Origin of the sequence: Falsiroseomonas stagni DSM 19981 (assembly GCF_900114315.1) — a bacterium.
GTDB classification, from domain to species: Bacteria; Pseudomonadota; Alphaproteobacteria; order Acetobacterales; family Acetobacteraceae; genus Falsiroseomonas; species Falsiroseomonas stagni.
Genome location: NZ_FOSQ01000011.1, coordinates 151,246 through 176,242, shown reverse-complemented (window position 1 = coordinate 176,242; position 24,997 = coordinate 151,246). Strand labels below are relative to the sequence as shown.

The 24,997-nt window shown below is 70.8% G+C and carries 20 protein-coding genes; 11 read left to right on the top strand and 9 right to left on the bottom strand.

Annotated elements, in window-relative coordinates:
* Nucleotides 1–106 precede the first annotated feature (106 nt).
* The 11 genes from BM041_RS23005 to BM041_RS22955 all read left to right on the top strand — a co-directional run bounded on the left by BM041_RS23005 (nt 107) and on the right by BM041_RS22955 (nt 13,328).
* Entirely contained in the window at nt 107–1,444 is a 1,338-nt protein-coding gene (locus tag BM041_RS23005; RefSeq protein ID WP_092962248.1) for an NtaA/DmoA family FMN-dependent monooxygenase, read from the top strand.
* A 12-nt stretch (nt 1,445–1,456) separates the two neighbouring features.
* Entirely contained in the window at nt 1,457–3,049 is a 1,593-nt protein-coding gene (locus tag BM041_RS23000) for an ABC transporter substrate-binding protein (protein WP_092962247.1), read from the top strand.
* Nucleotide 3,050: 1 nt separating this feature from the next.
* Nucleotides 3,051–4,028 carry an ABC transporter permease gene (locus tag BM041_RS22995; RefSeq protein WP_092962246.1) on the top strand — a complete coding sequence of 326 codons (978 nt, stop codon included), beginning with the start codon at nt 3,051–3,053 and terminating at the stop codon, nt 4,026–4,028.
* A gap of 4 nt (nt 4,029–4,032) precedes the next feature.
* Complete coding sequence (locus BM041_RS22990) at nt 4,033–4,863, top strand: ABC transporter permease (protein ID WP_092962245.1); 831 nt, start codon at nt 4,033–4,035, stop codon at nt 4,861–4,863.
* On the top strand, nt 4,860–6,449 hold the full coding sequence (locus tag BM041_RS22985; protein WP_092962244.1) for an ABC transporter ATP-binding protein: 1,590 nt from the start codon (nt 4,860–4,862) through the stop codon (nt 6,447–6,449). The genes BM041_RS22990 and BM041_RS22985 overlap by 4 nt, the downstream gene beginning before the upstream one ends.
* Nucleotides 6,450–6,578: 129 nt before the next feature.
* The gene (locus BM041_RS22980) at nt 6,579–8,924 is read left to right on the top strand and encodes an O-linked N-acetylglucosamine transferase family protein (protein ID WP_175534107.1); all 2,346 of its coding nucleotides are present in this window, start codon (nt 6,579–6,581) and stop codon (nt 8,922–8,924) included.
* Nucleotides 8,921–9,691 carry a glucose-1-phosphate cytidylyltransferase gene (gene rfbF, locus BM041_RS22975; RefSeq protein WP_092962242.1) on the top strand — a complete coding sequence of 257 codons (771 nt, stop codon included), beginning with the start codon at nt 8,921–8,923 and terminating at the stop codon, nt 9,689–9,691. The genes BM041_RS22980 and rfbF overlap by 4 nt, the downstream gene beginning before the upstream one ends.
* The gene (rfbG, locus tag BM041_RS22970) at nt 9,688–10,728 is read left to right on the top strand and encodes a CDP-glucose 4,6-dehydratase (RefSeq protein ID WP_245762230.1); all 1,041 of its coding nucleotides are present in this window, start codon (nt 9,688–9,690) and stop codon (nt 10,726–10,728) included. The genes rfbF and rfbG overlap by 4 nt, the downstream gene beginning before the upstream one ends.
* On the top strand, nt 10,725–11,954 hold the full coding sequence (locus BM041_RS22965; protein WP_217648818.1) for a class I SAM-dependent methyltransferase: 1,230 nt from the start codon (nt 10,725–10,727) through the stop codon (nt 11,952–11,954). Before rfbG ends, BM041_RS22965 begins: the two co-directional genes overlap by 4 nt.
* Nucleotides 11,951–12,472, top strand: coding sequence for a dTDP-4-dehydrorhamnose 3,5-epimerase family protein (locus BM041_RS22960; protein WP_092962240.1), 522 nt, complete (start codon nt 11,951–11,953; stop codon nt 12,470–12,472). Before BM041_RS22965 ends, BM041_RS22960 begins: the two co-directional genes overlap by 4 nt.
* Nucleotides 12,465–13,328, top strand: coding sequence for an NAD-dependent epimerase/dehydratase family protein (locus BM041_RS22955; RefSeq protein ID WP_092962239.1), 864 nt, complete (start codon nt 12,465–12,467; stop codon nt 13,326–13,328). The genes BM041_RS22960 and BM041_RS22955 overlap by 8 nt, the downstream gene beginning before the upstream one ends.
* Here the strand turns inward: BM041_RS22955 and BM041_RS22950 are convergent.
* The 9 genes from BM041_RS22950 to BM041_RS22910 all read right to left on the bottom strand — a co-directional run bounded on the left by BM041_RS22950 (nt 13,318) and on the right by BM041_RS22910 (nt 24,963).
* The gene (locus BM041_RS22950) at nt 13,318–14,712 is read right to left on the bottom strand and encodes an AtzE family amidohydrolase (protein ID WP_092962238.1); all 1,395 of its coding nucleotides are present in this window, start codon (nt 14,710–14,712) and stop codon (nt 13,318–13,320) included. The two genes, BM041_RS22955 and BM041_RS22950, sit on opposite strands and share 11 nt — an antisense overlap.
* Nucleotides 14,709–14,891: a DUF4089 domain-containing protein gene (locus tag BM041_RS22945; RefSeq protein WP_175534106.1), complete on the bottom strand. Its 183-nt coding sequence runs from the start codon at nt 14,889–14,891 to the stop codon at nt 14,709–14,711. The genes BM041_RS22950 and BM041_RS22945 overlap by 4 nt, the downstream gene beginning before the upstream one ends.
* Complete coding sequence (locus BM041_RS22940) at nt 14,888–15,910, bottom strand: ABC transporter ATP-binding protein (RefSeq protein WP_092962264.1); 1,023 nt, start codon at nt 15,908–15,910, stop codon at nt 14,888–14,890. Before BM041_RS22940 ends, BM041_RS22945 begins: the two co-directional genes overlap by 4 nt.
* A complete protein-coding gene (locus BM041_RS22935; RefSeq protein WP_092962236.1) occupies nt 15,907–16,869 on the bottom strand; it encodes an ABC transporter ATP-binding protein in 963 nt (320 codons plus the stop codon). Before BM041_RS22935 ends, BM041_RS22940 begins: the two co-directional genes overlap by 4 nt.
* Nucleotides 16,866–17,714 carry an ABC transporter permease gene (locus BM041_RS22930; protein ID WP_092962235.1) on the bottom strand — a complete coding sequence of 283 codons (849 nt, stop codon included), beginning with the start codon at nt 17,712–17,714 and terminating at the stop codon, nt 16,866–16,868. Before BM041_RS22930 ends, BM041_RS22935 begins: the two co-directional genes overlap by 4 nt.
* Nucleotides 17,711–18,718: an ABC transporter permease gene (locus tag BM041_RS22925; RefSeq protein WP_092962234.1), complete on the bottom strand. Its 1,008-nt coding sequence runs from the start codon at nt 18,716–18,718 to the stop codon at nt 17,711–17,713. The genes BM041_RS22930 and BM041_RS22925 overlap by 4 nt, the downstream gene beginning before the upstream one ends.
* A complete protein-coding gene (locus tag BM041_RS22920) occupies nt 18,715–20,319 on the bottom strand; it encodes an ABC transporter substrate-binding protein (protein ID WP_092962233.1) in 1,605 nt (534 codons plus the stop codon). Before BM041_RS22920 ends, BM041_RS22925 begins: the two co-directional genes overlap by 4 nt.
* A 63-nt stretch (nt 20,320–20,382) precedes the next feature.
* Nucleotides 20,383–22,914 carry a glycosyltransferase gene (locus tag BM041_RS22915; protein ID WP_175534105.1) on the bottom strand — a complete coding sequence of 844 codons (2,532 nt, stop codon included), beginning with the start codon at nt 22,912–22,914 and terminating at the stop codon, nt 20,383–20,385.
* A gap of 147 nt (nt 22,915–23,061) precedes the next feature.
* A complete protein-coding gene (locus BM041_RS22910) occupies nt 23,062–24,963 on the bottom strand; it encodes a DUF6212 domain-containing protein (protein ID WP_139226153.1) in 1,902 nt (633 codons plus the stop codon).
* Nucleotides 24,964–24,997: the final 34 nt, after the last annotated feature.

Here is a 24,997-nt window from a genome sequence, read left to right as displayed (position 1 = left end):
GCCAGCGGCAACCTTGCGAAGCGGCGTCGTGCGCTTCCCTGGCACGGCCCTTGCTGTTCATCCCCGTGTCAGGGGCCCGTGGCCCCGCGCACAGGAAAGGTTCCGCATGGCGCCACGCATGCACCTCGCCCTCGACCTGTCCATGACGCATCTCGATGGACGATGGCGCAGCGCCGGGTCCTGGGTGAACAGCCTCTATCCCGATCCCGCGGTGTTCGAGGACATCGCCCGCATCGCGGAACGCGGCTGCATCGACATGCTGTTCTTCGGCGACGGCACCGGCATTCCCAGCACCTGGAAGGGGTCGGAGGATGATGCCGTGCGCTGGGGCATCGGCTGGCCGCGCCAGGACATGTCGCCCTACATCGCGCTGATGGCGCGCGCCACGAAGCATATCGGCTTCGGCCTCACCTACGCCTCCACCTTCATGCATCCCTTCTATGTGGCGCGGCTGCTAAATTCGCTCGACCACGTCACGGGCGGGCGCATCGCCTTCAATGTCATCACCTCCACCCGCCGCGCCGATGCCGCGAATTACGGCTTCGACGAGCTGATGGAACACAATGCCCGCTATGAGCGGATGGAAGAGTTCATCGACGTCTGCAAGGGTTTGTGGCGCAGCATCGATGCCGATGCCTTCCAGTGGGACCGCGACAGCGGCGTGGTGGCGGACCCCGCCAAGGTCCGCCCCATCCATCACGATGGCCGCTTCTTCAAGGTGCGCGGGCCGCTTTCGGTGGTGCCGTCCCCGCAGATCGAGCCGGTGCTGATCCAGGCCGGCGGATCGCCGCGCGGCATCCAGGCCAGCGCCTATTTCGCCGAGCACGTCTTCGCCGCGGGCCCACCGCTGGCGCAGAAGCAGAAGCACCGCGCGGCGCTAGATGCGGCGCTGGTGAAGCAGGGCAGGGACCCGTCCAAGGTCGGCATCCTGTTCTCCACGCCGCTGATCGTGGCGGAGACGGAGAGCGAGGCGCGCGCGCGGAAGGAGAATCTGCTGACGATGATCCCGCCGGAGGGTGTGGGCGCCTACCTCTCCCACAACATCGGCTACGATTTCTCCCAGCTGCCATCACGGTTCAAGCCGGCGGAGCTGAACAAGGCGATCGCGGCGACCGGCGCTTCCCCCATGGGCCTGTTGCACCAGCTGGTGCTGGCGCATGGGGAGGATCTGGAAATGACACCCGAGGAATTCTTCCAGCACGGGCTGCGCAGCGCGACGGGCTATGACCGCACCTTCGCCGGCGATGCCCGCCAGGTCGCGGACTACCTGGAAGGCGAATTCGACGGCGCCGGCCAGCGCGGCGGCTTCATGGTCTCCCACCCCCAGGCGACGCCGCGGGACACCTTGAGCCTGGTGGATTTCCTGGTGCCCGAACTGCAACGCCGCGGGCGGCTGCGCACGCGCTACGAGGGCAAGACCCTTCGCGACAACCTGCTGGCCTGAAGGACGGATATCATGACCGAGCTCCGCTTTCCCCGTCGCGCGGCCCTGCTGGGCGGCGCGGCCCTGGCGTATCATGGCGGCGCGGCCGAGGCGCAGGACACACCGCGGCGCGGCGGCACCGTGACGGTGCAGGTCGCGACCGACCCGCGCTTCCTGATGCCCGCGCTCCGCGGTAATTTCAGCATCACCAATTTGGCGGCGAAGGTGGTGGAGCCGCTGGTGGATTTGGACAGCGAGGGCCAGCCCCAGGGCCGCCTGGCGACGTCCTGGGAAGGCACACCCGATGGCCTGGCCATCACCTTCCGGCTGCGCGATGGGGTGAAGTGGCATGATGGGCGGCCCTTCACCTCGGCCGATGTGCAGTTCAGCGCCATGGAGATGTGGCGCCGCGTACAGAACTACGGGACCATCGTATTCCGCAACCTGGTGGCGGTGGATACGCCCGATCCGCTGACGGCGATCTTCCGCTTCAGCAAGCCGATGCCGCTGCGCCTGATGCTCTATGCTGGGACGGAACTGTCCTATGTCGCGCCGCGGCACTTGTATGAGGGCACGGATTTCCTCGCCAACCCCGTGAACATGGCGCCGATCGGCACGGGCCCCTTCAGGTTTGTCAACTACACCGCCGGCCAGCATGTGATCGTGGAACGCAACCCGGACTACTGGGATGCGGGAAAGCCCTATCTCGACCGCATCATCACGCGCTTCATCGCGGACCCCGCGGCGGCGGCGGCGGCGGTCGAATCCGGCGCGGTGGACATGAGCATCTTCTCCAGCCTGCCGCGCACCGACCTGGTGCGGCTGGGGCGGGAGGCGCGGTTCCGCGTCTCCCAGAAGGGGAACGAGGCCAATTCCATCGGCAACACGCTCTGCTTCAACCACCGCAAGCCGGAGCTGCAGGATGTGCGCGTTCGCCGCGCCTTCGCCCACGCCATCGACGTGAATTTCTACGTCCGCAGCTTCCTGCTCGGCCTCGGCCGGCGAGGGCTCGGGCTGCAACCCAGCTTCTCCGCCTTCTATTTCCCGGACCTCACCGACTACCCCTTCGATCCCCGCCGCGCGGAGGCGCTGCTGGATGAGGCCGGGTTCCGCCGCGGCCAGGGCGGCATCCGCCTGACGCTGCGCATGACCAGCACCAATGGCGACGACGCCGTGCGCTTCGCGACCTTCGTGCAGCAATCCCTCGCCCGCATCGGCGTCCGCCTGTCCATCACCACCTATGACAGCGCCGGCTACCTCGCCAACGTGATGCGTGACTGGAATTTCGACCTGACGGGGGAGACCATCGGCTTCCGCAACGACCCGCAGATCAGCACCACCGTCTTCCTGCGATCCGGCCAGCCGCGCGGCGTGCCATGGAGCAACCAGTGGGGCTGGGAGTCGGCACCGATGGACGCGCTGATCGATGGCGCCGCGGAGGCCGTGGACCCGGATCGCCGCCGCGCCCTGTATCGCGAATTGGGGGAGATGGTGATGCAGGAACTGCCGATGTGGCTGGCGATCGAGCAGGTCTATACCTCCGTCACCGCGGTCAAGCTCCGCAACGACCACAACAACCCGCGCTGGACCGGCAGCCACTGGTCCGATCTGTGGATCGCCGCCTGAGATGCGCATCCTCCGCCTGGTGCTGCGCCGGCTGTCGCTGAGCATTCCCTGCCTCGGCATCATCCTGGCGGTGCTGTTCTTCCTGCTGCAACTGGCGCCGGGCGATGCGGTGGATGCGCTGATCGGCCAGATGGGGACCAGCGACGACACGCTGAGCAAGCTGCTGCGCAGCTATTACGGGCTGGATGGCAGCGTGGTCGGGCAGTTCACGGGCTACGTCGGGCGGCTGGCGACGCTCGATCTCGGGCTGTCCATCGCCTATGGCAAGCCGGTCATCGACCTGATCCTGGAACGCCTGCCGGTGACGGTGGTGCTGATGGTGACGTCGATGGCCATGGCCTTCACGGCCGGCTGCGTCGTCGGCGTCATCGCCGCGCGCTATGTCCATCGCTGGCCGGACACCATCATCTCCGTCCTCGGTATGCTCGTCTATTCGATGCCGAGCTTCTGGTTCGGGCTGATGGCCATCGTGCTCTTCGCCGTCACGCTGGGTTGGCTGCCGGCGGGCGGCATCTCCGACCTCCGCGCCGGGCATACGGGCATCGCGCATCTGCTGGACATGGCGAAGCACCTGGTGATGCCGGCGCTCACCCTCGGGCTGATCTTCTTCGCGGTCTATCTGCGGGTCATGCGCACCGCGATGGTGGAGGTGATGACGCTCGACTTCATGCGCACCGCCCGCGCCAAGGGATTGCAGGAACGGGCCGTGCTGTTCCGCCATGCGCTGCGCAACGCGCTGCTGCCCATGGTGACCATCGCGGGGTTGCATGCCTCCTCCATGCTCGGCGGCGCGGTGGTGGTGGAAAGCGTCTTCTCGCTGCCTGGCCTCGGGCGCCTGGCGCAGGAAGCTGTGGTGCAGCGGGACCTCAACATGCTGCTCGGCATCACCGTGATGTCCTCCGTCCTCGTCATCGCGGTGAATCTGGTGATCGACATCATCTATGCGCGGCTCGACCCCCGCATCGATGTGGGGGCCTGACCGCATGGGCGCACTTCGCCGCTACGCCTCCTCCACCGCCGCCGTCATCGGGCTGGTGCTGCTGCTGGTCGTCATCGCCATGGCGGCCAGCGCGGGATGGCTGTTCCCGGAGGACCCGCTCTCCCTGGCCGGCGCACCGCTGACGCCGCCCTTCACGGAGGAAGGGCTGCCGCTCGGGACCGATTCCGTCGGGCGCGACATCGCCGCGCAGATCTTCCATGGCGCGCGGGTCTCGCTGCTGGTGGGCGTCGTGGCCACGGGCATCGCGATCGGCATCGGCATCCTGGTCGGCGCCGTCTCGGGCTATTTCGGTGGCGCCGTCGATGCCGCGCTGATGCGGCTGACGGAAGCCTTCCAGACCGTGCCGAGCTTCATCCTGCTGCTGATGCTGGTGGTCATCTTCGGGTCGGAGGTGACGACGCTGGCGCTGGTCATCGGCGCCGTTTCCTGGACCGCGCCGGCGCGCCTGACGCGGGCGGAGTTCCTGACCCTGCGGTCGCGCGACTTCGTGCTGAGCTGCCGCACGCTCGGCATGCCCCATGCCCGCATCATCTTCCTGGAAATCCTGCCCAGCGCCCTGCCGCCCGTCATCGTCTATGTCAGCGTGGTGATGGCGCTGGCGATATTGCAGGAAAGCGCGCTGGCCTTCCTTGGACTCTCCGACCCGAACATCGCCTCCTGGGGCAACCTCATCGGTGATGGGCGGCGGGTGCTGCGCAGCGCCTGGTATGTGGCGGCGCTGCCTGGGCTGGCCATCATCGTCACGGTCCTCGCCATCTCGCTGGTGGGGCAGGGGGTGAACGACCTGCTGAACCCGAGGCTCGGCCGGCGATGACCGCGCTGCTGTCCATCGAGAATCTCTCCATCGCCCTGCCGCGCGGCGCGGATCGCGCCCATGCCGCGAAGGATGTCTCCTTCACCATCGATCGCGGTGAGGTCTTCTGCGTCGTCGGCGAGAGCGGGTCGGGCAAGTCGCTGACGGCCGCCGCCATCCTTGGCCTGCTGCCGCCGGGAGTCCGGGCCAGCGGCGGGCGCATCCTGTTCGAGGGGCAGGACCTGCTGCAACTCTCGCTGCCCGATCTTCGCCGCATCAGCGGCAAGCGCATCGGCATGGTGTTCCAGGACCCGATGACGGCGCTGAACCCGCTGCACACCGTGGGGTCCCAGGTCGCGGAGACCTTCCGCATCCACACCAGCCTCGGCCGGGCGGAGATCGCGGACCGCGTGCTGGATCTGCTGGAGACGATGCGCCTGCCGGAGCCGCGGCAGATCGCGCGCGCCTATCCGCATGAACTCTCCGGCGGCCAGCGGCAGCGCTGCGTGATCGCGATGGCGATGGCGCTGGAACCCGCCTTGCTGATCGCGGATGAACCCACCACCGCACTGGATGTCACGACGCAGGCGCAGATCCTGGGGCTGATCCGGGATTTGCAGGCGCGGCGCGGCATGGGGGTGATGTTCATCACCCATGATTTCGGCGTGGTGGCGGAAGTGGCGACGCGCATCGCGGTGATGCGGCAGGGGGAGGTGGTGGAACAGGGGGAGGCCGCGACCATCCTGAACCGCCCGCGGCATCCCTACAGCCAGGCGCTGATCGCCGCCATGCCCGCGCTGCGCCCGCCGCCCTACCAGCCCAGCACGGCCGCGCCGGTGCTCAGCGTGGAAGGCGTGCACAAGACCTATCGCCGCCGCGGCCGCACGGTCGCCGCGCTGAAGGATGTCTCGCTCACGCTCCGCCGCGGCACCACGCTGGGCGTGGTGGGGGAGAGCGGGTCGGGAAAATCCACCCTGGCGCGCTGCCTGGTGAAGCTGGTGGAGCCTGAGCAGGGCGCGATCCGCGTACTGGACACGGATATCACGCGGCTCAGCGGCAGCGCCTGGCGGGCGCAGACGGGGCGCATCCAGATGGTGTTCCAGGACCCCTTCACCTCGCTCAATCCGCGCCGGCGCGTCGGCGACCTGGTGACGCAGGGTATCGCGATGCGCGGCATCCGGGGCCCGGACCTGAAGGACCGGGCGGAGGATCTGTTCCGCCTGGTGGGCCTCGACCCCGCCGCGATCGACCGCTTCCCGCATGAATTCAGCGGCGGGCAGCGCCAGCGCATCGGCCTGGCCCGCGCGCTGGCGCTGGAGCCGGATGTGCTGGTGGCGGATGAACCGGTCTCGGCGCTCGATCTTTCCGTACAGGCGCAGGTGCTGGACCTGCTGGCCTCGCTGCGCCGGAAGCTCGGCCTCTCCATGGTCTTCATCACGCATGATCTGCGCGTGGCCGCGCAGGTCTGCGACCGCGTCGCGATCATGCAGCGGGGCGAGGTGGTGGAGGAAGGCCCGGCGGAGACGCTGCTGACCGCGCCGACGCATCCCTATTCGCGGGAATTGCTGGCGGCGGTGCCGGGGCGGGGCTGGGCCGGGGGGCGGTAGGGCCCCCCATCTGGGTGCCGACAAGGAAACGTGATAGGCAACGACCGGTAGGGGCGCCGGTGGTCGGTGCCTCCTTCGCTTGGTCATTACTGCCCGCCCATGCAGCGTCCCGTTCCCCGGCCGAAACCGATGCCTGCCACGCCGGACCCGCAGGCGGCCGAGGCCGCGCTGCGCGCCCGGCTGCGGGACCAGCCCGGCAATGCCATGGCCTGGCAGCAACTGGCGGGGCTGCTGGCGCAGGGGAACCGCCATGCGGAGGCGGTGGGGGCCTTCGCCCAGGCGCTGGCCGCCGGGGCCTCCGCCGCCGCCCTGGCGACGCCCTACGCCCTCTCGCTCAGCGCCCTGGCAAGGCATGGGGAGGCGGTGGCGGTGGTGGCGCCGGTGCAGGCGCGCAAGCCCAAGGATTTCGCCCTCGCCAACCTGCTCGGCGTGCTGCTGAAGCGCGCGGGGCGGCTGGATGAGGCGCTGGCGATGCTGGAGGCCGCGCGGAAGCTGGAGCCGCGCAGCCTCTCCCCCTGGCAGAACATCGGCAACACGCTGGAACTGAAGGGCGACTATGCCGGCGCGGCCGCTTCCTTCGCGGGCGGGCTGAAGATCGAGCCGCGCAACGCCGAGCTCTGGCGCCTGCATGGCCGCTGTCTGCGCGCGTTGGGCGACCATGCCGGTGCGCGCGCCAGCCTGGAGAAGGCCTTCGCCCTGGAACCGCGGGACCGCGACGCGGCCGCGCTGCTGGCCTCCATGCTGGTCGAGATGAAGGAGCCGGAGCGCGCGCTCGCGGTGATCGAACGCGCCCGCGCCGCGCGGCCCGGCGACCAGGCGGCGGATGTGCTGGCCGGTCGGCTGCAATTGCAGCTCGGCCGCACGGCGGATGCGATGGCCACGCTGGAACGCGCGATTGCCGCCAATCCGGGCGATCTGAACGCCAACCTTGCCCTGGCGCGGCTGCATGGCGACGGCAACCGCCGCGCGGCGAATGAGGCGCTGAAACGCGCCGTGGCCGCCAACCCGCATTCCTGGGAAGCGGCGGAGGCGCTGATGGAAAGCCTCAGCCGCAGCCGCTACGACGATGAGGTCGCGCATCTCGAGGAAGCCTATCGCATCGGCTGCGGGCTGCTGGAAAAGCACCCCGACCGCATGGCGCGGCTGGCGCGCGGGCTGCGCACCGTGTTCCAGCGCGTGATGGATGAGGATCGGCTGGCCGCCACCGGCCCGGTGCGTGCGTTGCTGCCGCATTGGCTGGCGGAAGGCCGCCATTCCGCCGTGCATTACGAACTCGGCCAGGTGGAGACGCTGCAGGACCGGATCGATATCGTCGAATGGCACCGCGCCTGGGGGCGCCGCGCCTCGGCGAAGATCGCGCCCGTCACGCTGCCGGCCATGCCGGCGATCGCCACCGGCCGGAAGCTGCGCATCGGCTTCATGTCGAGCGACCTGCGCAACCATCCCGTCAGCTACTTCGCGCTGCCCCTCATCGAACTGCACGATCCCGACAAGGTCGAGGTCTTCTGCTATTCCTTCTACGAGGGCGAGCGCGACCGGGTGCAGGAGATCATGGAGCGCCGCGCGGCGGGCTTCCGCTGGTGGCCCCGCAAGCCCGATGCGCAGGTGGCGGAGGGCATCGCGCAGGATGGGCTCGACATCCTGTTCGAACTCGGCGGCAGCACGGCGATGAACAAGCTGGAGGTGATGGCCCATCGCCCGGCGCGCATCGGCGCGAGCTGGCTGGCCTATCCCCATTCCGCGGGGCTGGAGCAGATCGACTACGTGCTGGTCGATCCCTACATCAAGCCGGAAGACCCGCGCCTGCTGATCGAGCAGCCCTTCGAGATGCCGGAAAGCTGGGTGGTGCTGGGGCGGCTCGGCTTCAACGACCAGCCGATCCATGATGGGCTGCCGGAGGAGCGCAACAACTGCATCACCTTCGGCACGGCCAACAACCCGTATAAATTCACCACGGCGTGCCTGGATGCCTGGGCGGCGGTGCTGCGGGCGGTGCCCGGTTCGCGCTTCCTCTTCGTGCGGCCCGAAGCCTCCGGCATGGCCTTCATGGATAATGCGCGGATCGCCTTCGCGCGGCGGAACGTCGACCCGACGCGGCTGGATTTCGTCGGCGTGCGCGGCAAGCATTTGCCCTACTACAACACGTTGGACATCGCGCTCGACAGCCTGCCGCATGTCGGCGGCACCACGACGTGCGAGGCGCTGTGGATGGGCGTGCCGACCATCAGCCTGGTGGGCGCGGGATTCCCGGAACGGCTCGCCTATTCCAACCTCAGCAATGCCGGTGTCGGCGACCTCGCGGCCTTCAGCGTCGAGGAGTATGTGGCGAAGGCCGAGGCGCTGGCGCGGGACCGCGCGCGGCGGCGGGAATTGCGCCACGGGCTGCGCCCGATGATCCGGCGCAACCCGCTCGGCCAGCAGCAGCGCTTCGTGGACCTGTTCTACGCCAAGGCCGCGGAGGTCGCTTCCCGATGAAGGCGGTGATCCTGGCCGGCGGCCGCGGCACGCGGCTGGCGGAGGAAACCACCACGCGGCCGAAGCCGATGGTGGAGATCGGCGGCCGGCCGATCCTGTGGCACATCATGCAGGTCTATGCCGCGCATGGCGTGACCGACTTCATCATCTGCCTCGGCTACAAGGGCTGGCAGATCAAGGAATTCTTCCTGAACTATCGGCTGCACGCCAGCGACATCGCCATCGACCTCGCCACCGGGCACATCGATGTGCTGCGCCCGGCGGAGATGCACTGGCGCGTGACGCTGGTCGATACGGGGGAGGAGACGCAGACCGGCGGGCGGCTGAAGCGCGTGGCGCATCTGCTGCGGGAGGAGGAAGCCTTCTGCCTGACCTATGGCGACGGCGTCGGCGATGTGGATATCGGCGCGCTGGTCGCCTTCCACCGCGCGGAGGGGCGTGACGCCACCGTCACCGCCGTGGCGCCGCCCGGCCGCTTCGGCGCGCTGGAACGCCGGGGTACGCGCGTGACGGCCTTCATGGAAAAGCCGGCAGGGGATGGCGCCACGATCAATGGCGGCTTCTTCGTGCTGTCGCCGCGTGTGATCGACCGGATCGAGGGCGATGCCACGGTCTTCGAACAGGAACCGCTGCGCGGCCTGGCGCAGGACGGGCAGTTGGCGGCCTATGACCATCCGGGCTTCTGGCAGCCCATGGACACGATGCGTGACCGCGACCTGCTGGAACGCCTCTGGGCATCCGGCCGGGCGCCCTGGAGAATCTGGTGACCGATTTCTGGCGCGGCCGGCGCGTGGTTGTCACCGGCCATACGGGCTTCAAGGGTTCATGGCTGTGCCGCGCGCTGCACGGCATGGGCGCGACGGTGACGGGCGTCGCGCTGGACCCGCGCCCCGGCCCCTCCGCCTTCGCGGCGCTGGCGGTGGGATCGGTGCTGGAAGCCGATCACCGCGTCGATATCCGCGACGGCGCCACGGTGGCGCGGCTGCTGCGCGCGGCGCGGCCGGAGGTCGTGCTGCACCTGGCCGCGCAGGCCTTCGTCGGCGATGGCTACCGCGACCCCGCGGGTACCTTCGCGACCAATCTCGGCGGCACCGTCGCGGTGCTGGATGCGATGCGCGGCCTGCCGGGGCTGCGCGCCGCCGTCATCGTCACCTCCGACAAGGTCTATGCGAATGATGGCGCTGGCCGCGCCTTCGCGGAGGGTGACCGGCTGGGCGGCGCCGATCCCTACAGCGCGTCCAAGGCCGCGGCGGAACTGGCCGTCGCCTCCTGGCGCGCCAGCTTCGGGCACGAATTGCCACCGATCGCCACCGCGCGGGCGGGCAATGTCATCGGCGGCGGGGATTTCGGGACGGAGCGGCTGGTGCCTGACCTCGTGCGCGCCATGGTCGCGGGGCAGACGCTGATGCTGCGCCGGCCGGATGCGACGCGCCCCTTCCAGCATGTGCTGGATGTGCTGCGGGGCTACCTGATGCTGGCGGAACGCCTGGCGATGGGCGATGCGCCGGCGGCGATGAATTTCGGTCCGAGGGATGGCGAATTGTCGGTGCGCGGATTGCTGGGGCATTGGGAAGCGGCGGCGGGCATGCGGGTGGACTGGCAGGCGGTGGAAGGCCCGGTGATGGAGGAATCGAAGCGGCTGGCGCTGGATTCCTCGCTGGCGGAACGCGCGCTCGGCTGGGCGCCGCGCCTGGATACGCCGCGCGCCATCGCGGAGACCGCCGCCTGGTACGCGGCCTGGCAGCGCGGGGAGGGCATGGTGGACGCGACCGATGCGGCGATCCGCGCGGTGGTGATGGCATGACCGGCGCGACGCGCATCACCGCCTGCCGCGCCTGTGGCGCGCGGCTTGGCGCCGTGTTCTGTGACCTTGGCACCATGGCGGTCGCCAATTCCTACGTGCCGCCGGACCGCGCCGATGCGCCGGAACCGGTCTTCCCGCTGCGCGCCATGGTGTGCGAGGGCTGCCGGCTCGTGCAACTCGACACCATCGTCGATGCGGTCGGCATCTTTTCCGACTATGCCTATTTCTCCTCCGCCTCCTCCTCCTGGCTCGACCATGCCGCGCGCTTCTGCACGGGCATGACGCAGAGGCTGTCGCTGGGCGCCGGCAGCTTCGTGGTGGAGGTCGCGAGCAATGACGGCTACCTGCTGCGCAACTTCGTCGCCGCCGGCATCCCCTGTCTGGGCGTGGAGCCCGCCGCCAATGTCGCGGCCATGGCGAAAGAGGCGGGAGTGCCGACGGAGGTGTTCTTCTTCGGCGCTGACAGTGCGCGCGACCTGGTGGCCCGGCGTGGCCATGCGGACCTGATCGTCGCCAACAATGTGCTGGCGCATGTGCCGGATGTGAACGACTTCGTCGCGGGGATGGCGATCCTGGCGGGGTCGCGGGGCATGATCTCCATCGAATGCCCGCACCTCGTCACCCTGGTGGATGGCGTGCAGTTCGACACGATCTACCACGAGCACTACGCCTACTGGTCCCTGCTGAGCATGGAGGCGCTGCTGGCGCGCCACGGCCTGGCGGTGGTGGATGTGGAACGCCTGCCGACGCATGGCGGGTCGCTGCGCGTCATGGCGCGCAAGGCGCCGGCCGAGGCGTCCCCCGCCGTGCTGGCGCTGCGGGCGGACGAGGCGGCGCGCGGCCTCCACACCGATGCCTTCTACGAGGGGTTCGAGGCGCGGGTGCGGCAGGTGCTGGACGGGCTGCGGGCCTGGTTGGCGGCGGGCGAGGGGCGGCGGATCGGCGCCTATGGCGCGGCGGCCAAGGGCAACACGCTGCTGAACGCGGCGGGGGTGAAGGCGCCCGCCATCCTGGCCGTCGCGGATCGCAGCACGGCCAAGCAGGGCCGGCTGCTGCCCGGCAGCCACATCCCGGTGGTGACGCCGGAGGCGCTGCTGGCCATGGGGCTCGACGACATCCTCGTCCTGCCCTGGAACATCGCGCCGGAGATTGCGGCCAGCCTGCGCCGCGGCGGCTTCGCGGGGCGGCTGGTGACCGCCGTGCCGCGCATCACCGAACTGCCGTGAGGTTCCGGCCCACCGCCATCGCCGGCGTGGTGGAAGTGCTGGCCGACCGGGCGCGCGACGCCCGTGGCGCCTTCCTGCGAAGCTGGTGCGCGGACCGCTTCGCCGGGGCGGGGCTGGACTTCGTGCCGACCCAGGCGAGCCTGTCGGAGAACACGCATCGCCACACGCTGCGGGGGATGCACTGGCAGGACGCGCCGGCGGCGGAGCAGAAGCTGGTGCGCTGCATCCGCGGCGCGGTCTTCGACGTGGCACTCGACCTTCGGCCCGGCGGCGGGTTGCGGCACGGGGCGGTGGTGCTCTCCGCCGAGCAGGGCAATGCCTTCTTCATTCCCCGTGGCTGCGCGCATGGCTTCATCACGCTGACGGATGACGCCGTGGTCGAATACCTGATCGACGCCCCCTATGCGCCGGACCTCGCGCGCGGGGCGCGCTGGGATGATCCCGCCTTCGCCATCCCCTGGCCCGCGGCGCCGGCGGTGATCAGCGACCGTGACCGGGACTGGCCGCCGCATGGCTGAGCGGGTGCTGGTGACCGGCGCCAGCGGCTTCGTCGGCCGCCCGCTGCCGGCCGCGCTGGCCGCGCTGGGGTTCGAGGTGCATGCCACCGCCTGGCGCGCCGCCGGGGCCCTGCGCGCGAACCTGCTGGACGAGGCCGAGCAGGCCGCGCTGCTGCGGGATGTGAAGCCCGGGGTGATCGTCCACGCCGCCTGGTATGTCGAGCATGGCCGCTTCTGGACCGCGCCGCAGAATACCGACTGGCTGGACGCCTCCACGGCGCTGGCGCGGCGCTTCGCCGAAGCCGGGGGGCGCCGTTTCATCGGCATCGGGTCCTGCGCGGAATACGCGACGGAGCCGGATGACGCGCTGTGGCCGGAGAGCCGCCCCATCGCCCCCGCCACCCCCTATGGCATCGCCAAGGCTGCCCTGGCGGCGCGGCTGATGGCCATGCAGGGGCTTTCCGTGGCCTGGGCGCGGCTGTTCCACCTGTTCGGTCCCGGCGAGCATCCGGACCGGCTGGTGCCCTCCGTCGCGCTGGCGCTGGGGCAGGGGCGGGAAGCGCGCTGCGCCTCCGGCCGCCCGATCCGGGATTTCGCCAGTACCTGGTTCGTGGCCGATGCGGTGGCTGCGCTGGCGGCCAGCGACGTCACCGGCGCGGTGAATATCGGCGCGGGGGAGGGACGGTCGATCCGCGACATCGCGGAGACGATCGCCCGCCTGGCGGGCCGCCCCGACCTGCTGCGCATGGGCGCGCTGCCCGATCGCCCGGGGGAGGTGCCGCGCATGGTCGCCGACACCACGCGGCTGCGGCGGGAGGTCGGCTTCACCGCGCCGCCCGCCACCGACGAAGCCCTGGCGCGGCTGGTCAGGCCCTGACGGGCGGGGCGGAGACCACGCCCGCCCGTTCCAGCGCCGCCGCCGCGCGGAACAGCACATCCTCCCGCCACGGCGCCGCGATCAGCTGCACGCCGATCGGCAGGCCGTTGGGCGTGCCGGCCACGGTCGGGTCCGCCAGCGGCACGGCCAGCACCGGCAGCCCGATGCAGGAGATGGGCTGGGTGAAGATGCCGAGGTTGGGGCGGATCGGCACCAGCTCTCCCTCCAGCTCGATATTCGCCTGGCCGATGGGGGTGGCGGCGAAGGGCGTGGCGGGGGCGATCAGGATGTCGGTCTCCGCGAAGAGCTTGAGGACCGAGGCCCGGTAATCCGCCCGCAGCCGCTGCGCCTGGGTGATCCAATGCGCGGGCAGCATGGCGCCGGCCAGGAAGCGGTCCCGCGTGCCGGGATCGAAATCCTGCGCGCGGGTGCGGAGATCCGCCATGTGGAGGTTCCCGCCCTCCGCCATGGTGATGAGGAAGGCGGCGGCCCGGCCCCGCGCGGCATCCGGCACCACCAGGCGGCGCGTGGCGCCGGCGACGCGGGCGATCGCCTCCACCGCCGCGAAGGCTTCCGCATGGCCGTTGCGCGCGAAATGGCCATCGGCGACGGCGAAGCGCAGCCCCTCGATCCCCGCGGAGAGGCGCGGCGTCACGGGCTCCAGCGGCTGGCGGGTCTGGGCGGGGTCCTCCGGGTCGAAGCCCTGCAGCACGTCATAGGCCAGCGCGAGATCCGTCAAATCCCCCGCGAAGGGGCCGAGGTGGTCGAGCGAGGCGACGAAGGGATAGCTGCCCGCGCGTGACAGCCGCCCATAGGTGGGCTTCAAGCCGAAGATGCCGCAGAGGGAGGAGGGGACGCGGATCGATCCGTTGGTGTCGCTGCCGAGCGTAATCGGCACCAGCCCCGCCGCCACCGCCGCGGCCGACCCGCCGGAGGACCCGCCCGCGATCCGCGTCACGTCATGCGGGTTGCGGCAGGCACCCTCATGCGCGTTCTCCGTCGTGAAGCCGTAGGCGTATTCGTCCATGTTCAGCGCGCCGGTGCAGACCGCGCCGGCGGCGGCCATCTTCCGCACCAGGAAGCCGTCGCGCGCCGCCGGCTTCGCATCACGCTCGATCTTCGAACCCGCGAGCGTCGCGATGCCTTCGAGGTCGAAGAGATTCTTCACGGCATAGGGCACGCCCGCGAGCGGGCCGGGATCGCGCCCCGCGGCGATGGTCTGGTCCACCGCCAGCGCCTCCGCCCGCGCACGGGCGGCGGTGACCTCCGTGAAGGCGTTGAAGCGGCCGTCCCGCGCGGCGATGTCGGCCAGCGCTTCTTCCGTGACGTCGATCGCGCGGCGCTGGCCGCGGCGGATGGCCTGGGCGATGGCGGCGGCCTTCATGGGCGGAACACCGGCGCGGGTTCCTGGTGCACCGTCAGGGCCTTGCCCTCCACCAGCGAGGCCATGCGCGCGGCGAGCCGAAGGTTGGCGATGACGCCGGGGCGATGCGCGGGGTCCACCGGCAAGTCGAGCGCCGCGGCGGCGGCGTTCATGAAGGCTTCGGCCTGTTCTTCCGTCATGGCGGTTCCTCGGCGTAGTGGCAGGCGGCCTGGCGCCCGCCGGCGAAGCGGCGCAGCGCCGGCATCTCCGTACCACATCGATCGGTGCCGATGGGGCAGCGTCCGTGGAAGCGGCAGGCATTCGGGTCCGGGTCGATCGGGCTGCGCGGATCGCCGGCGAGCCGCAGCGCATCGTCCCGCAACCCATCGAGCCGCGGCACCGCCGCCACCAGGCCGCGCGTGTAGGGGTGCAGCGGATTGGCGAAGACCTGCGACGCGGGCCCGACCTCCACGATGCGGCCGAGATACATCACCACCACGCGGTCGCAGAGCAGGCGCACCACATTGAGGTCGTGGCTGACGAAGACGTAGGACATGCCCAGCGTCTCCCGCAGTGTCACCAGCAATTGCAGGATCGTGACCTGGACGGAGACGTCGAGCGCCGCCGTCGGTTCGTCCAGCACCAGCAGATCGGGGCGCGTGGCGATGGCGCGGGCGATGCCGACGCGGGCGCGCTGGCCGCCGGAGAGCTGGTGCGGGAAGCGGTCCAGCAATTCCAGCGGCAGGCCGCAGAGCGCGGCCGCTTCCTCGACCTTCGCCTTGAGGTCGGCGCCCGTCACGCCCTTCAGCTTGCGCAGCGGGTCGGCGATGGCGTCGGCGGCGGTGAAGCGCGGGTTGATGCTCTCCCCGGCATCCTGGAAGACGATCTGGATGCGCGCGCGGTCGGCGTCCCGCGCGAAAGCCTTGGCGGGCAGGGCGGCGAGTTCCCGCTGGCCGAAGCGGATGGAGCCGCTGCTGGGGTCCGTCAGGCGGGTGATGAGGCGCACCAGCGTGGATTTCCCGCAGCCGGATTCGCCGACGAGGCCCAGCGTCTCTCCCCGCGCCAGCGTGAAGGACACATCGTCCACGGCATGGACCATCGGCGTGTGGCCGCCGCCGAAGAAGCCGCCGCGGCGGAGTGGAAAGCGCTTCGACAGTTCCGCCACATCCAGCAGCGTGCTGCCCGCGGCGCCCGGCGGGGTGGGGTCGTTGCCGATCATGTGGGGTTCCAGCAGGCGATGCGTTGCGCCGGCGCGATGTCCCGCCATACCAGCCCGGCATCGCAGCCGGGCAGGCGGCGGTCGCAGCGCGCGGCGAAGCGGCAGGGCGGCAGGTCGTCACGCCGCAGATCGGGCAGGTTGCCGGGGATGGAGCGGAGCGCGGACAGCGCGCCGGCCGCCGTCGGCGTCGCGGCCAGCAGGCGGCGCGTATAGGGGTGGCGCGGGTTGGCCAGCAGCGTCTTCGTGGCCGCATCCTCCACGATGTGCCCGGCATGCATCACCGCGATCCGCGCGCTGCGCTCCGCCGCCAGGGCCAGATCATGGGTGATGAGGATGGTGGCCATCCCCGTCTCCGAAGCCAGCTTCGCGACGATATCCATGACCACGGCCTGGGTCGTGACATCGAGGCCCGTGGTCGGCTCATCCGCGATCAGCAGGGCGGGGCGCGTGGCCACCGCGATGGCGATCATCACGCGCTGGCACATGCCGCCGGAGAGTTCGAAGGGATAGGCGGAGGCGCGGCGGGCGGGATCGGGGATGCCGACCTGCCGGAGCATGTCGATGGCGCCCGCCATCGCGTCCCGCTTCGACAGGCCGGCATGGCGGCGCAGCACATCGGCGATCTGCTGGCCGATGGGGCGGATCGGGTTCAGGGCGGCGCGCGGGTTTTGGAAGATCATCGCGGCGCGCTTGCCACGGATCCTTGCCAATTCGCCGGGTGAGGCGGCGGTGAGGTCCACGCCTTCCAGCACAGCGCGGCCCTGGGTGATCTTCCCCGCGGCGTCGAGCAGCCCGAGCAGCGCATAGGCGGTGACGGATTTGCCGGAGCCGGATTCGCCGACCAGGGCCATCGTCTCCCCGCGTCCCACCGTGAAGGCCACGCGGTCCAGCGCGCGGACGATGCCGGAGCGCGTGCGGAATTCGACGGAGAAGTCGGAGACGTCGAGCACCGCGCTCATGTCCTGCGCCTCGGGTCGACGATATCCCGCACCCCATCGCCGAGAAGATTGAAGCAGAACACCGCCGTCATCAGCGTGGCGCCGGGGAAGAGCGCGACCCACCATTCGCCGGAGACGATGAAGGCCGCGCCCTCCGCCACCATGATCCCCCATTCCGGCGTGGGCGCCCGCACGCCGAGGCCGATGAAGGAAAGCCCCGCGGCGTTCAGGATGGCGTAGCCCATGGTGAGCGACATCTGCACCACCATGATCGGCATGATGTTGGGCGCCACCTGGCCGAGCAGCACGCCGATATCGCGATGGCCCGCGATGCGCGCGGCGTCCACGAAGCCCGCTTCCCGCCGCTGCACCGTCTCGGCCCTCGCGACGCGGACATAGAGCGGGAAATTGATGATGGCCGTCGCCAGCACGATGTTCGGCACCGTGTTGCCGAGTGCCGCGACGATCGCCATGGCGAGGACGAAGAGCGGAAACGCCATGATGGTGTCGGCGATGCGGCCGACCAGCTGGTCCACCCATCCCCCGAAGAAGCCGGACGCCAGCCCCGCGAAGCCGCCCATGGCGAAGACCAGCGCGACGGAAGCGGCCGCGATGCCGAGGTCGAGGCGCGTCGCGACCAGGACGCGGGAGAAGATGTCCCGCCCGATCTGGTCCGTGCCGAACCAGTGCTGCGCGGAGGGCGGTTGCAGCGCCCGCATCGTGTTGCTCGCCAGCGGGTCATAGGGCGCCAGCGACGGGCCGAGGATCGCGGCCAGGACGAAGAAGGTGAACAGCGCCAGCGCGATGCCCGTCACGGGATTCTCGCTGACGACGTGGCGCGCGTGGCGGAGCGTCGAGCTGCTCATGAGTGTCGGGCCCGTGGGTCCAGCGCCCGGTTCACCAGGTCGATGGTCAGGTTCAGCAGGACGTAGAGGATCGCCATGGTCAGGACGAAACCCTGCACCGGCGCGCCATCGCTCGCGATCAGCGCCTCCACCGCATAGCTGCCGATGCCGGGCCAGGCGAAGACCTTCTCGACCAGCACATTGGCGCCGAGCAGGAAGGAGAAGACCATGCCGAGCGTCGTCACCACCGGCAGCAGCGCGTTGCGCAAGGCGTAGGTCAGGATGATGGTGCGGGACGAGAGGCCCGAGGCCCGGGCCGTGCGGATGAACTCCGCCCCCAGCACCGCCAGCATCGAGGCGCGGGTGATGCGCGCGATCGGGGCCAGCGCGAAAAGCCCCAGCGTGCAGGCCGGCAGGATGATCTGCGCCAGCGCGCTGTGCCAGGTCTCCCAGTCCCGCGCGAGGGCGGCATCCACCAGGTAGAAGCCGGTGATGAAAGGCGGCGCGGAGGCGAAGGCATCCAGCCGCCCGACCGGCGCCGGCGACCAGCCCAGCAGGTAGTAGAAGACATAGACCAGCAGCAGCCCCGTGAAGAAGACGGGCAGCGAAACCCCCGCCGTCACCACGACCCGGCAGAGATGATCCGCCAGCGACCCCTGCTTCACCGCGGCCAGCACGCCGAGCGGGATGGCGATGCCCATCGCGATCAGCAGCCCGAACAGGGTCAACTCCGCGGAGGCCGGCAGGCGGTTCATGATATCGACCAGCACCGGCTGCCCCGTGGTCAGGGACATGCCGAGGTCGCCGCGGGCAAGCGCCTGCACATAGCTCCAGAACTGCTCCGGCAGCGGGCGGTCGAGGCCGAGGGCGGCGCGGATCTGGGCGATGGATTCCGCGCTGGCGGTGGGCCCGGCGAAGTAGGTCGCGGTGTCGCCGGGCAGCACGCGCGTCAGCACGAAGGTCACGATGATGACGGCGACGAGGGCGGGCAACGACCCCGCCAGCCGCCACAATACCCCCCTCATCCCTTGGTCAGGTAGCGGAAGTCAGGCTCCCGGCACGGCCAGAACTGGTAGCCGCCGATGCTCCGCTGCATCGCGACGTCGTGGAAGGGCTGCGCGATGGGGATGAAGGGCACGTCGTGCATGCCAAGCTCCAGGAAGCCGCGCACATTCTGCGCATAGACCGCGGGGTCTTGCGTGAAGCGGGCCGCGTCGATCAGGCGATCCATCGCCGGGTTCTGATAGCTCGGGATGTTGAAGATCGAGTTGTTGCCGTGATAGTTCCAGAAGAAGAAGTAGTCCGGCCAGTCCAGCCAGCCGCCGAAGCGGTAGATCGCCATCGGCGCGGTCTTCTTGTTCAGCTCGCCGCGGAAATTGGCGCCGGGGATCTTGTTCAACTCCACCGTGATGCCCAGCGGCGCCAGCGCCTCCTTCACCAGCACCGCCATCGGCTCCGCGATCGTGCCCGAACCGGCGTCGAAGAGCAGGGAGGTGGTGAAGGGACCGACGCCGGATTCCGCCATCAGCGCGCGGGCGCGGGCGATGTTGCTGGCATAGGGGAAGGGGACCGGCCAGGTGAGGCGCGCCGGCGTCGAAGGCCCGCCGAACATCGGCACGCCTCGCCCGAACAGCGATGCCTGCATGATCTGCTCATAGGGCATCGCCCAGGCCACGGCCTGGCGCAGCTTCACGTTGTTGAAGGGCGGGTTCGCGCTGTTCAGCGCGACATACCAGATCGCATTCGGTACCGGCACGGCGGAGACGCGGATGCGCCCCGCCGCGGCCAGATCGGAAAAGTCCTTCGGCGGCAGGCCGTAGCTGATATCGGCATCGCCACGCTCCAGAAGCGCGCGGCGGGTGGAGGGGGAAGGGATGTCGCGCGCGATGATGCGGCGCAGCCGGGGCAGGGGGCCCGACTTCCAGTCATCGTTGCGGACATAGATGGTCTCGGTGCCCGGCCGCCAGGCCTCCACCTTGTAGGCACCGCCGCCGGCGATGTTGTTCTTCAGGTATTCCTTCGCCCAGACGTCGCCGCCGCTGTTGCGGATGGCGAGTTCGCTGTCGAAGACGAAGGGAATCGTGACCGCCAGATTCGGCATGGTCAGCTTGTCCCGCCGCAGGAAGTCGATGCGGAAGGTCTTGTCATCCACCGCGACGAACTGGTCCGGCTTCTCCAGGCTGCCGGCATTCATCTGCGTGGTGGCGAAGCCGCCGATGGAGACGGCGCGGTCGAGCGACCATTTCACGTCCCGCGCGGTGACGGATCGCCCGCTATGGAAGCGGGCATCGGCGCGCAGCTTGAAGGTCACGCTCATGCCATCGCTGGCTTCCTGCCAGCTCTCGGCCAGTTCCGGCTCCAGCGCATTGATGTCGAAGCTGGTGGTGACGTCGTCGACGCGCTGGCGCTTGAAGCTGACGAGGCGGTCGTAGCAGTTCAGCGCCACGCCGTTGACGGGCTGGGAGGAGCCGAGCCCCTGCATGTCCAGGCTGTTCGGCCCGTATTCCTGCACCAGCAGCAGCGTCTCGTTACGCGTCGGGGCCTGCGCCTGCGCGCTGCGGATGGCGGGGGCGGCCACCCCCAGCGCGGCGGCCGGCACGGCCTTGAGGAAGTCTCGGCGATCCATCGCTGCTCTCCGCTGGGGCATGACTGCCAGGCCGGAGCAGCAAGGGTTGCGCCACCGTAAGATTCAGCCGGCGGGGAACCAGCGCGCCATCTGCTGCCGGAAGGCGTCGGTGGCGGCGGACCAGCCCGGCGCGGCCGATCCTTCCGCCGCCGCCGCCGCGGAAAGCCGTGACAGGCGGCCAGGATCGATGGCGAGGTCCCGCAGCAGGGGCAGCGCCGCGGCCTCATCCGCCACCACCAGCCCGCTGCCGCCTTCGACCAGCGGGGCGGCGGGGCTGCTGGCCGGCAGGACGGGCACGCAGCCCAGAAGCTGGGCATCCCGCACCGCCATCGGCGTCGCTTCCGCCACTTCCGGCAGCAGCAGCAGATCCGCCCAGGCCACCGCATCGGCCAGCGTCTCCGCCATGCTCACGCCGAGCGGCGCGAGGCGCCGCCGCAGCCGGCCGTCCAGCGCCTCCCCCACCGCGATCCAGTCGATCGGCAGCCCCGCCTGCCGCGTCAGCGCCACCAGGCGCAGCCGCGCCTCCCGCACCGCGGGGCTGGCGGAGGGGCCGAGCAGCAGGCCCACGCGCAGCATCCCGGGCCGCCGGCTGCGGCGCAGCGTGACCAGCCGGTCCCGCTCCTCCGCCGAGATGGCGAGCGTCGCGGCCGGCGGCAGCAGGCAGAGCTTCGCCTCCGGCACCCCCGCGCCGCGCAGCCAGTCGATCAGCGCCGGCGAGGGCGCGAGCAGCAGGTCGTGCACATGCTCGAACGCCAAGGCGAGGTAGGGGTGGCCCGTGCCGCGGCCGAGGGCGGATTGCTCCAGCGCATGCAGGTGCCCCACCACCTTCGCGCCCTGCTTGCGGAGGTCGCCCAGCACGGCGGAGAGCGCCGGCACATGGCTGCAGACCAGCACGTCCAGCTCCGTCATCAGGCCGAGCAGCGCGGGCGCCGCGCCATCGAGGTCGCCCGCCAGGGCGATGCGCTGGCCGAGGAAGTCGTGCGGGCCTTCCTTCGGCAGCGCGCGGCCGAGGAAGGAGACGCTGTCGAAGGCATCGCGCAGCCCGTCGCCGAGCACGAGGCCGGGCTGTTCCAGCACGAACAGGTGGGTCACGCAGCCCGCGCGCTTCAGCGCCGTGGCCAGCGCGGCGGCGACGCGACCGACGCCATCCGCGATGCCCCCCGGCACGGCGAAGCCGACATGCCGCCCGCCCGCGCCCCGGCGCCGCGGCATGACGTGATCCGCGCCGATGGCGGCGGCCAGGTAGTCGGCATAGCTGCGGATGGCCGGGGTGGCGCCGGCCTTGCGCCAGATCCAGCGGCGGCGGCGGGCGGGATCATGATCCTGCCGCAGCCGCGCCGCGGTGGCGACGGGGTTGGGCGCATGGGCGCCGACCAGCAGCGCATCCTCCGCGCAGGGGAAGCGCAGCAGCAGCCGGGCCAGGTCCGGGCTGTCCGCATCCTCCGCCACCGCGGCCAGCCAGCCGCCCGGGGTCTCGGCGCCCAGCGCCTCCCGCAGCGCGGCCTGGCCGGCGGCGAAGCCGATCGGGGCGGAGGCCGGCGCGTCGGCCGCGACCTCCAGCGCCATGCCCCCGGGATCCGCCTCCAGATGGATCGCCACCGCCTGATGCGTGGCGCAGAGGCGCTGCAGGTGCCAGAGCAGGTTGGCGAAGAGCCCCGCGCGCCGCAGCGCCGCGACCGCCGCCGCGGGCAGCCAGATGGCGTAGGGCGGCGTGCCGAGCGTCTCCGGCTCCACCTCCTCCGCCGCGAAGGATTCCGCGTGCTGGTCCAGCGTCAGGCGGCGGGGCGGGGCATCGACGTCGCTGAGCCACAGCACGTCGCCGGATGCCTCGGTGAACAGCGCGAAGCGCGGCGCTTCCTCATGCTCCCATGCCAGCAGGTTCCGCAGGGAGAAGAGGTCGCGGTGCTTCTCCCGCATGTAGGCCAGGATGCCGGCGCGCTGGCGGTTGCTGTCGCGCAGCATGCTTTCCGCGCGCTGGCGGTACTCCAGGCCGAAGCTGGGGTGGCACCGGCCGCGGAAGCCCTTGGCCAGGGCCTGCATCCAGAATTCCCAATCCTCGTAGCCCGCCTTCATCGTCTCATCGAACCGGATGCCGGCATCGAAGACGCGGCGATGCACCAGGCTGCCGGCCTCGCAGATGTTGTCGAAGGTGACATGGGCGAGGCGCGAATAGGGGGCCTGGTAGTTGCCGGACCATTCGATCCCGAACTTGTCGATGCTGGGATAGACCCAGTCCACGCCGGCCTGGCGCAGCAGGCCGATGGCATTGGCCATCGCCGTCGGCGTCAGCCGGTTGTCGGCATCCAGGAAGTAGATCGCCTCCAGCCCCGGCCAGGCGCGCAGCGCGTAGTCGATGCCGAAATTGCGGGCCGAGGACAGGCCGCCATTGCGCTTGCGCAGGTAGGTGACGCGGTCCTCCGCCATCGCATAGGCGCTGCCGATGGTGCGCGTTTCCTCATAGGGGCAGCCGTCATCGACGATGACGATGGCGACGGAGACGCCGCCGCGCTGCGCCAGCGCCGCATCCAGGGCTTCCGGCAGCAGGCCCGGATGCTTGAAGACCGGGACGATGATGGCGATGGCCGGGGGGATCATGCCCGCCATGGCGTGCCGCGTGGCGGCGGCGAATGCAAGGCCCGGTTCAGAGCCTGTGAAAGAGTCGAGCTTGAGCATTATTGCCCGTTGAAATCATCGGGCTTTTTCCTCGGATTCCGGCGCTTTCGGGCATTAATTCACAAGCTCTCAGGCGGAGATGCGCAGCCCCGTGCAGGCGACGGAGAGCACGCGGCTGTCCCCCGGCGGCTGGTGCGCGCGCCCGAAGGCGAGGTCCAGCATCACGCTGCGGTCCCGCCGCCGCGCCGCCTGGGGCAGGGGGATCAGGGCCGTCAGCCCGGCCTCGCCGGACCCGTCCCCCGCCGTCCGGGCGAAATTGGCGCGCGTCGGCACGCCATTGACCGAACAGGTGATGGCGCCTTCCGTCAGCCCCGGCGCCGTGGCGGCGATCAGCACCTCGATCCGCGTGGCGTGGCGGGAGACGTTGTCGAGCTTGAGGTTCACATCCGCGCCCAGCCAGCGCCAGGTCCGGTCCCCGGCGCCTTCCAGCGCGTGGAAGCCGGTGCCGCGGAAATCCCGCGCGGCCAGGAAGGCCTGCGGGAGCTCCGTCTCATCCGCTTCCTCCGCCAGGGGGGCGAGGGGGTCGGGAAGGGCGGGGCGGTCGGCGGCCTGGCCGGCCTGCGCGGCGGCGACGGTCGCGCGAAGGCCGCCGATGCGCGCGCGGGGCGGCGTGCCCGGCGCGCCCGGCATCCGGCGCGTCAGCACGAAGAGATCCCGCGGGCCCGTGCCCTCCGCCTGGAACAGCCGCAGCGGCGCCAGGCCGTCCTCATCCGCCATGATCCAGCCGGACCACCCGATGGCGGCGCCGTCCTGGCGGGAGAGGTCGAGCGCCGCCGCCGTCGTCGTCGCGGCGGCGAGGGCGAATTCGACCGGCTCCGTCACCTCCCCCACCAGGCGGCCGGTGGCCTGTGCGACCAGCGTGCCGGCCGGCAGCGCGCCGGCCATGCGGCCCAGCGTGACGCCGGCGCGGGCGGGGTCGCAGGGCAGGCTGTCATCATCCAGGGCGCGGCGCGTGGCGCTGGCGCCATCGCGGGACAATTCGATCGTTTCCGGCAGGACGGGCACTTCCTCCCACCCCTGGCCGAGATCCTCGCTGCCCTCGGCATGGTCGATGCCGGTCACGGGCGGCATCACGCCGGGCAGGCCGGTCCAGACGCGGAAGGCCAGGCTGCGCGGGGCCAGGGGCGCGCCATCCTCACCGCTGACGCGGAAGGCGGGCAGGGGCTGGTTGCCGCCGAGGGAGAGCGCCAGCGTGCCTTCCGGCACCTCCACCGTCAGCCGCAGCGTGCGGGACAGGCCGGTGAGGGCGCGTTCCAGCCCCAGCACCTGCCAGCCCGCCTTCAGCCGATCGGCAGGCAGGCGCCAGGTGGCGCGGTCCTGCCCATCTTCCAGGCTCGTCAGCCGCACCACGAGGACGGCGGTGGGCGATTCCGGCGCGGCATCCAGGTGCAGCCCGATGGCGCTGACGCCGCGGCTGGCGATGGGCAGCAACTGGGCGAGCGCGCCGATATTGGCACCGCGGCCGAGCCGGATGGCCGCATCCTCCCCGCCCGCCGGTTCCTCGGCGAAGACCTCGTCGAAATCCTGGCGGTTGTCGCGGGCGACATAGGCTTCCAACTGCGCGAGCCGCCCCTGGTGATCGTCATGCGCCGCGCGCATCTGGCCGAGGCTGCGCAGCGAACCCGCGAGCAGCGCCGCCTGCCGCCGCAGCACCGCGGTGGTGCCGGAGACGACGGCGGTGGCGAGCCCCATCGCATCCCCGGGCTGCATGCGCGCGACGGGGGGCACGGTGTCGCCGCCCGGGGCGTGATCGATGGCGGTCCGCAGCGCGGCTTCCCCTTCCTCGGTGAAGGCGATGGCGGCGACGCAGAGCGGCGGCATGGCGGGAAGCGGGAAGCGGCTGCCTTCGGCATGCAGCAGAAGGCCCAGGGTGGCGTCATGTTCGATGGCCAGGACGGGCACCGGCACCGCCAGGACGTCCCGCGCCAGGCTCCATTCGATGGCGGCGATCAGCAGCACCGGCTCGCGCATCGCCGCCACCAGGGAAGGCGGCAGGGCAGGCGCC

What these genes read in the sequence shown, in the direction of transcription:
- BM041_RS23005 (WP_092962248.1), top strand. Translation starts at nt 107, where the DNA reads ATGGCGCCACGCATGCACCTCGCCCTCGACCTGTCCATGACGCATCTC.
- BM041_RS23000 (WP_092962247.1), top strand. Translation starts at nt 1,457, where the DNA reads ATGACCGAGCTCCGCTTTCCCCGTCGCGCGGCCCTGCTGGGCGGCGCG.
- BM041_RS22995 (WP_092962246.1), top strand. Translation starts at nt 3,051, where the DNA reads ATGCGCATCCTCCGCCTGGTGCTGCGCCGGCTGTCGCTGAGCATTCCC.
- BM041_RS22990 (WP_092962245.1), top strand. Translation starts at nt 4,033, where the DNA reads ATGGGCGCACTTCGCCGCTACGCCTCCTCCACCGCCGCCGTCATCGGG.
- BM041_RS22985 (WP_092962244.1), top strand. Translation starts at nt 4,860, where the DNA reads ATGACCGCGCTGCTGTCCATCGAGAATCTCTCCATCGCCCTGCCGCGC.
- BM041_RS22980 (WP_175534107.1), top strand. Translation starts at nt 6,579, where the DNA reads ATGCCTGCCACGCCGGACCCGCAGGCGGCCGAGGCCGCGCTGCGCGCC.
- rfbF (WP_092962242.1), top strand. Translation starts at nt 8,921, where the DNA reads ATGAAGGCGGTGATCCTGGCCGGCGGCCGCGGCACGCGGCTGGCGGAG.
- BM041_RS22965 (WP_217648818.1), top strand. Translation starts at nt 10,725, where the DNA reads ATGACCGGCGCGACGCGCATCACCGCCTGCCGCGCCTGTGGCGCGCGG.
- BM041_RS22955 (WP_092962239.1), top strand. Translation starts at nt 12,465, where the DNA reads ATGGCTGAGCGGGTGCTGGTGACCGGCGCCAGCGGCTTCGTCGGCCGC.
- BM041_RS22950 (WP_092962238.1), bottom strand. Translation starts at nt 14,712, where the DNA reads ATGAAGGCCGCCGCCATCGCCCAGGCCATCCGCCGCGGCCAGCGCCGC.
- BM041_RS22945 (WP_175534106.1), bottom strand. Translation starts at nt 14,891, where the DNA reads ATGACGGAAGAACAGGCCGAAGCCTTCATGAACGCCGCCGCCGCGGCG.
- BM041_RS22940 (WP_092962264.1), bottom strand. Translation starts at nt 15,910, where the DNA reads ATGATCGGCAACGACCCCACCCCGCCGGGCGCCGCGGGCAGCACGCTG.
- BM041_RS22935 (WP_092962236.1), bottom strand. Translation starts at nt 16,869, where the DNA reads ATGAGCGCGGTGCTCGACGTCTCCGACTTCTCCGTCGAATTCCGCACG.
- BM041_RS22930 (WP_092962235.1), bottom strand. Translation starts at nt 17,714, where the DNA reads ATGAGCAGCTCGACGCTCCGCCACGCGCGCCACGTCGTCAGCGAGAAT.
- BM041_RS22925 (WP_092962234.1), bottom strand. Translation starts at nt 18,718, where the DNA reads ATGAGGGGGGTATTGTGGCGGCTGGCGGGGTCGTTGCCCGCCCTCGTC.
- BM041_RS22920 (WP_092962233.1), bottom strand. Translation starts at nt 20,319, where the DNA reads ATGGATCGCCGAGACTTCCTCAAGGCCGTGCCGGCCGCCGCGCTGGGG.
- BM041_RS22915 (WP_175534105.1), bottom strand. Translation starts at nt 22,914, where the DNA reads ATGATCCCCCCGGCCATCGCCATCATCGTCCCGGTCTTCAAGCATCCG.
- BM041_RS22910 (WP_139226153.1), bottom strand. Translation starts at nt 24,963, where the DNA reads ATGCGCGAGCCGGTGCTGCTGATCGCCGCCATCGAATGGAGCCTGGCG.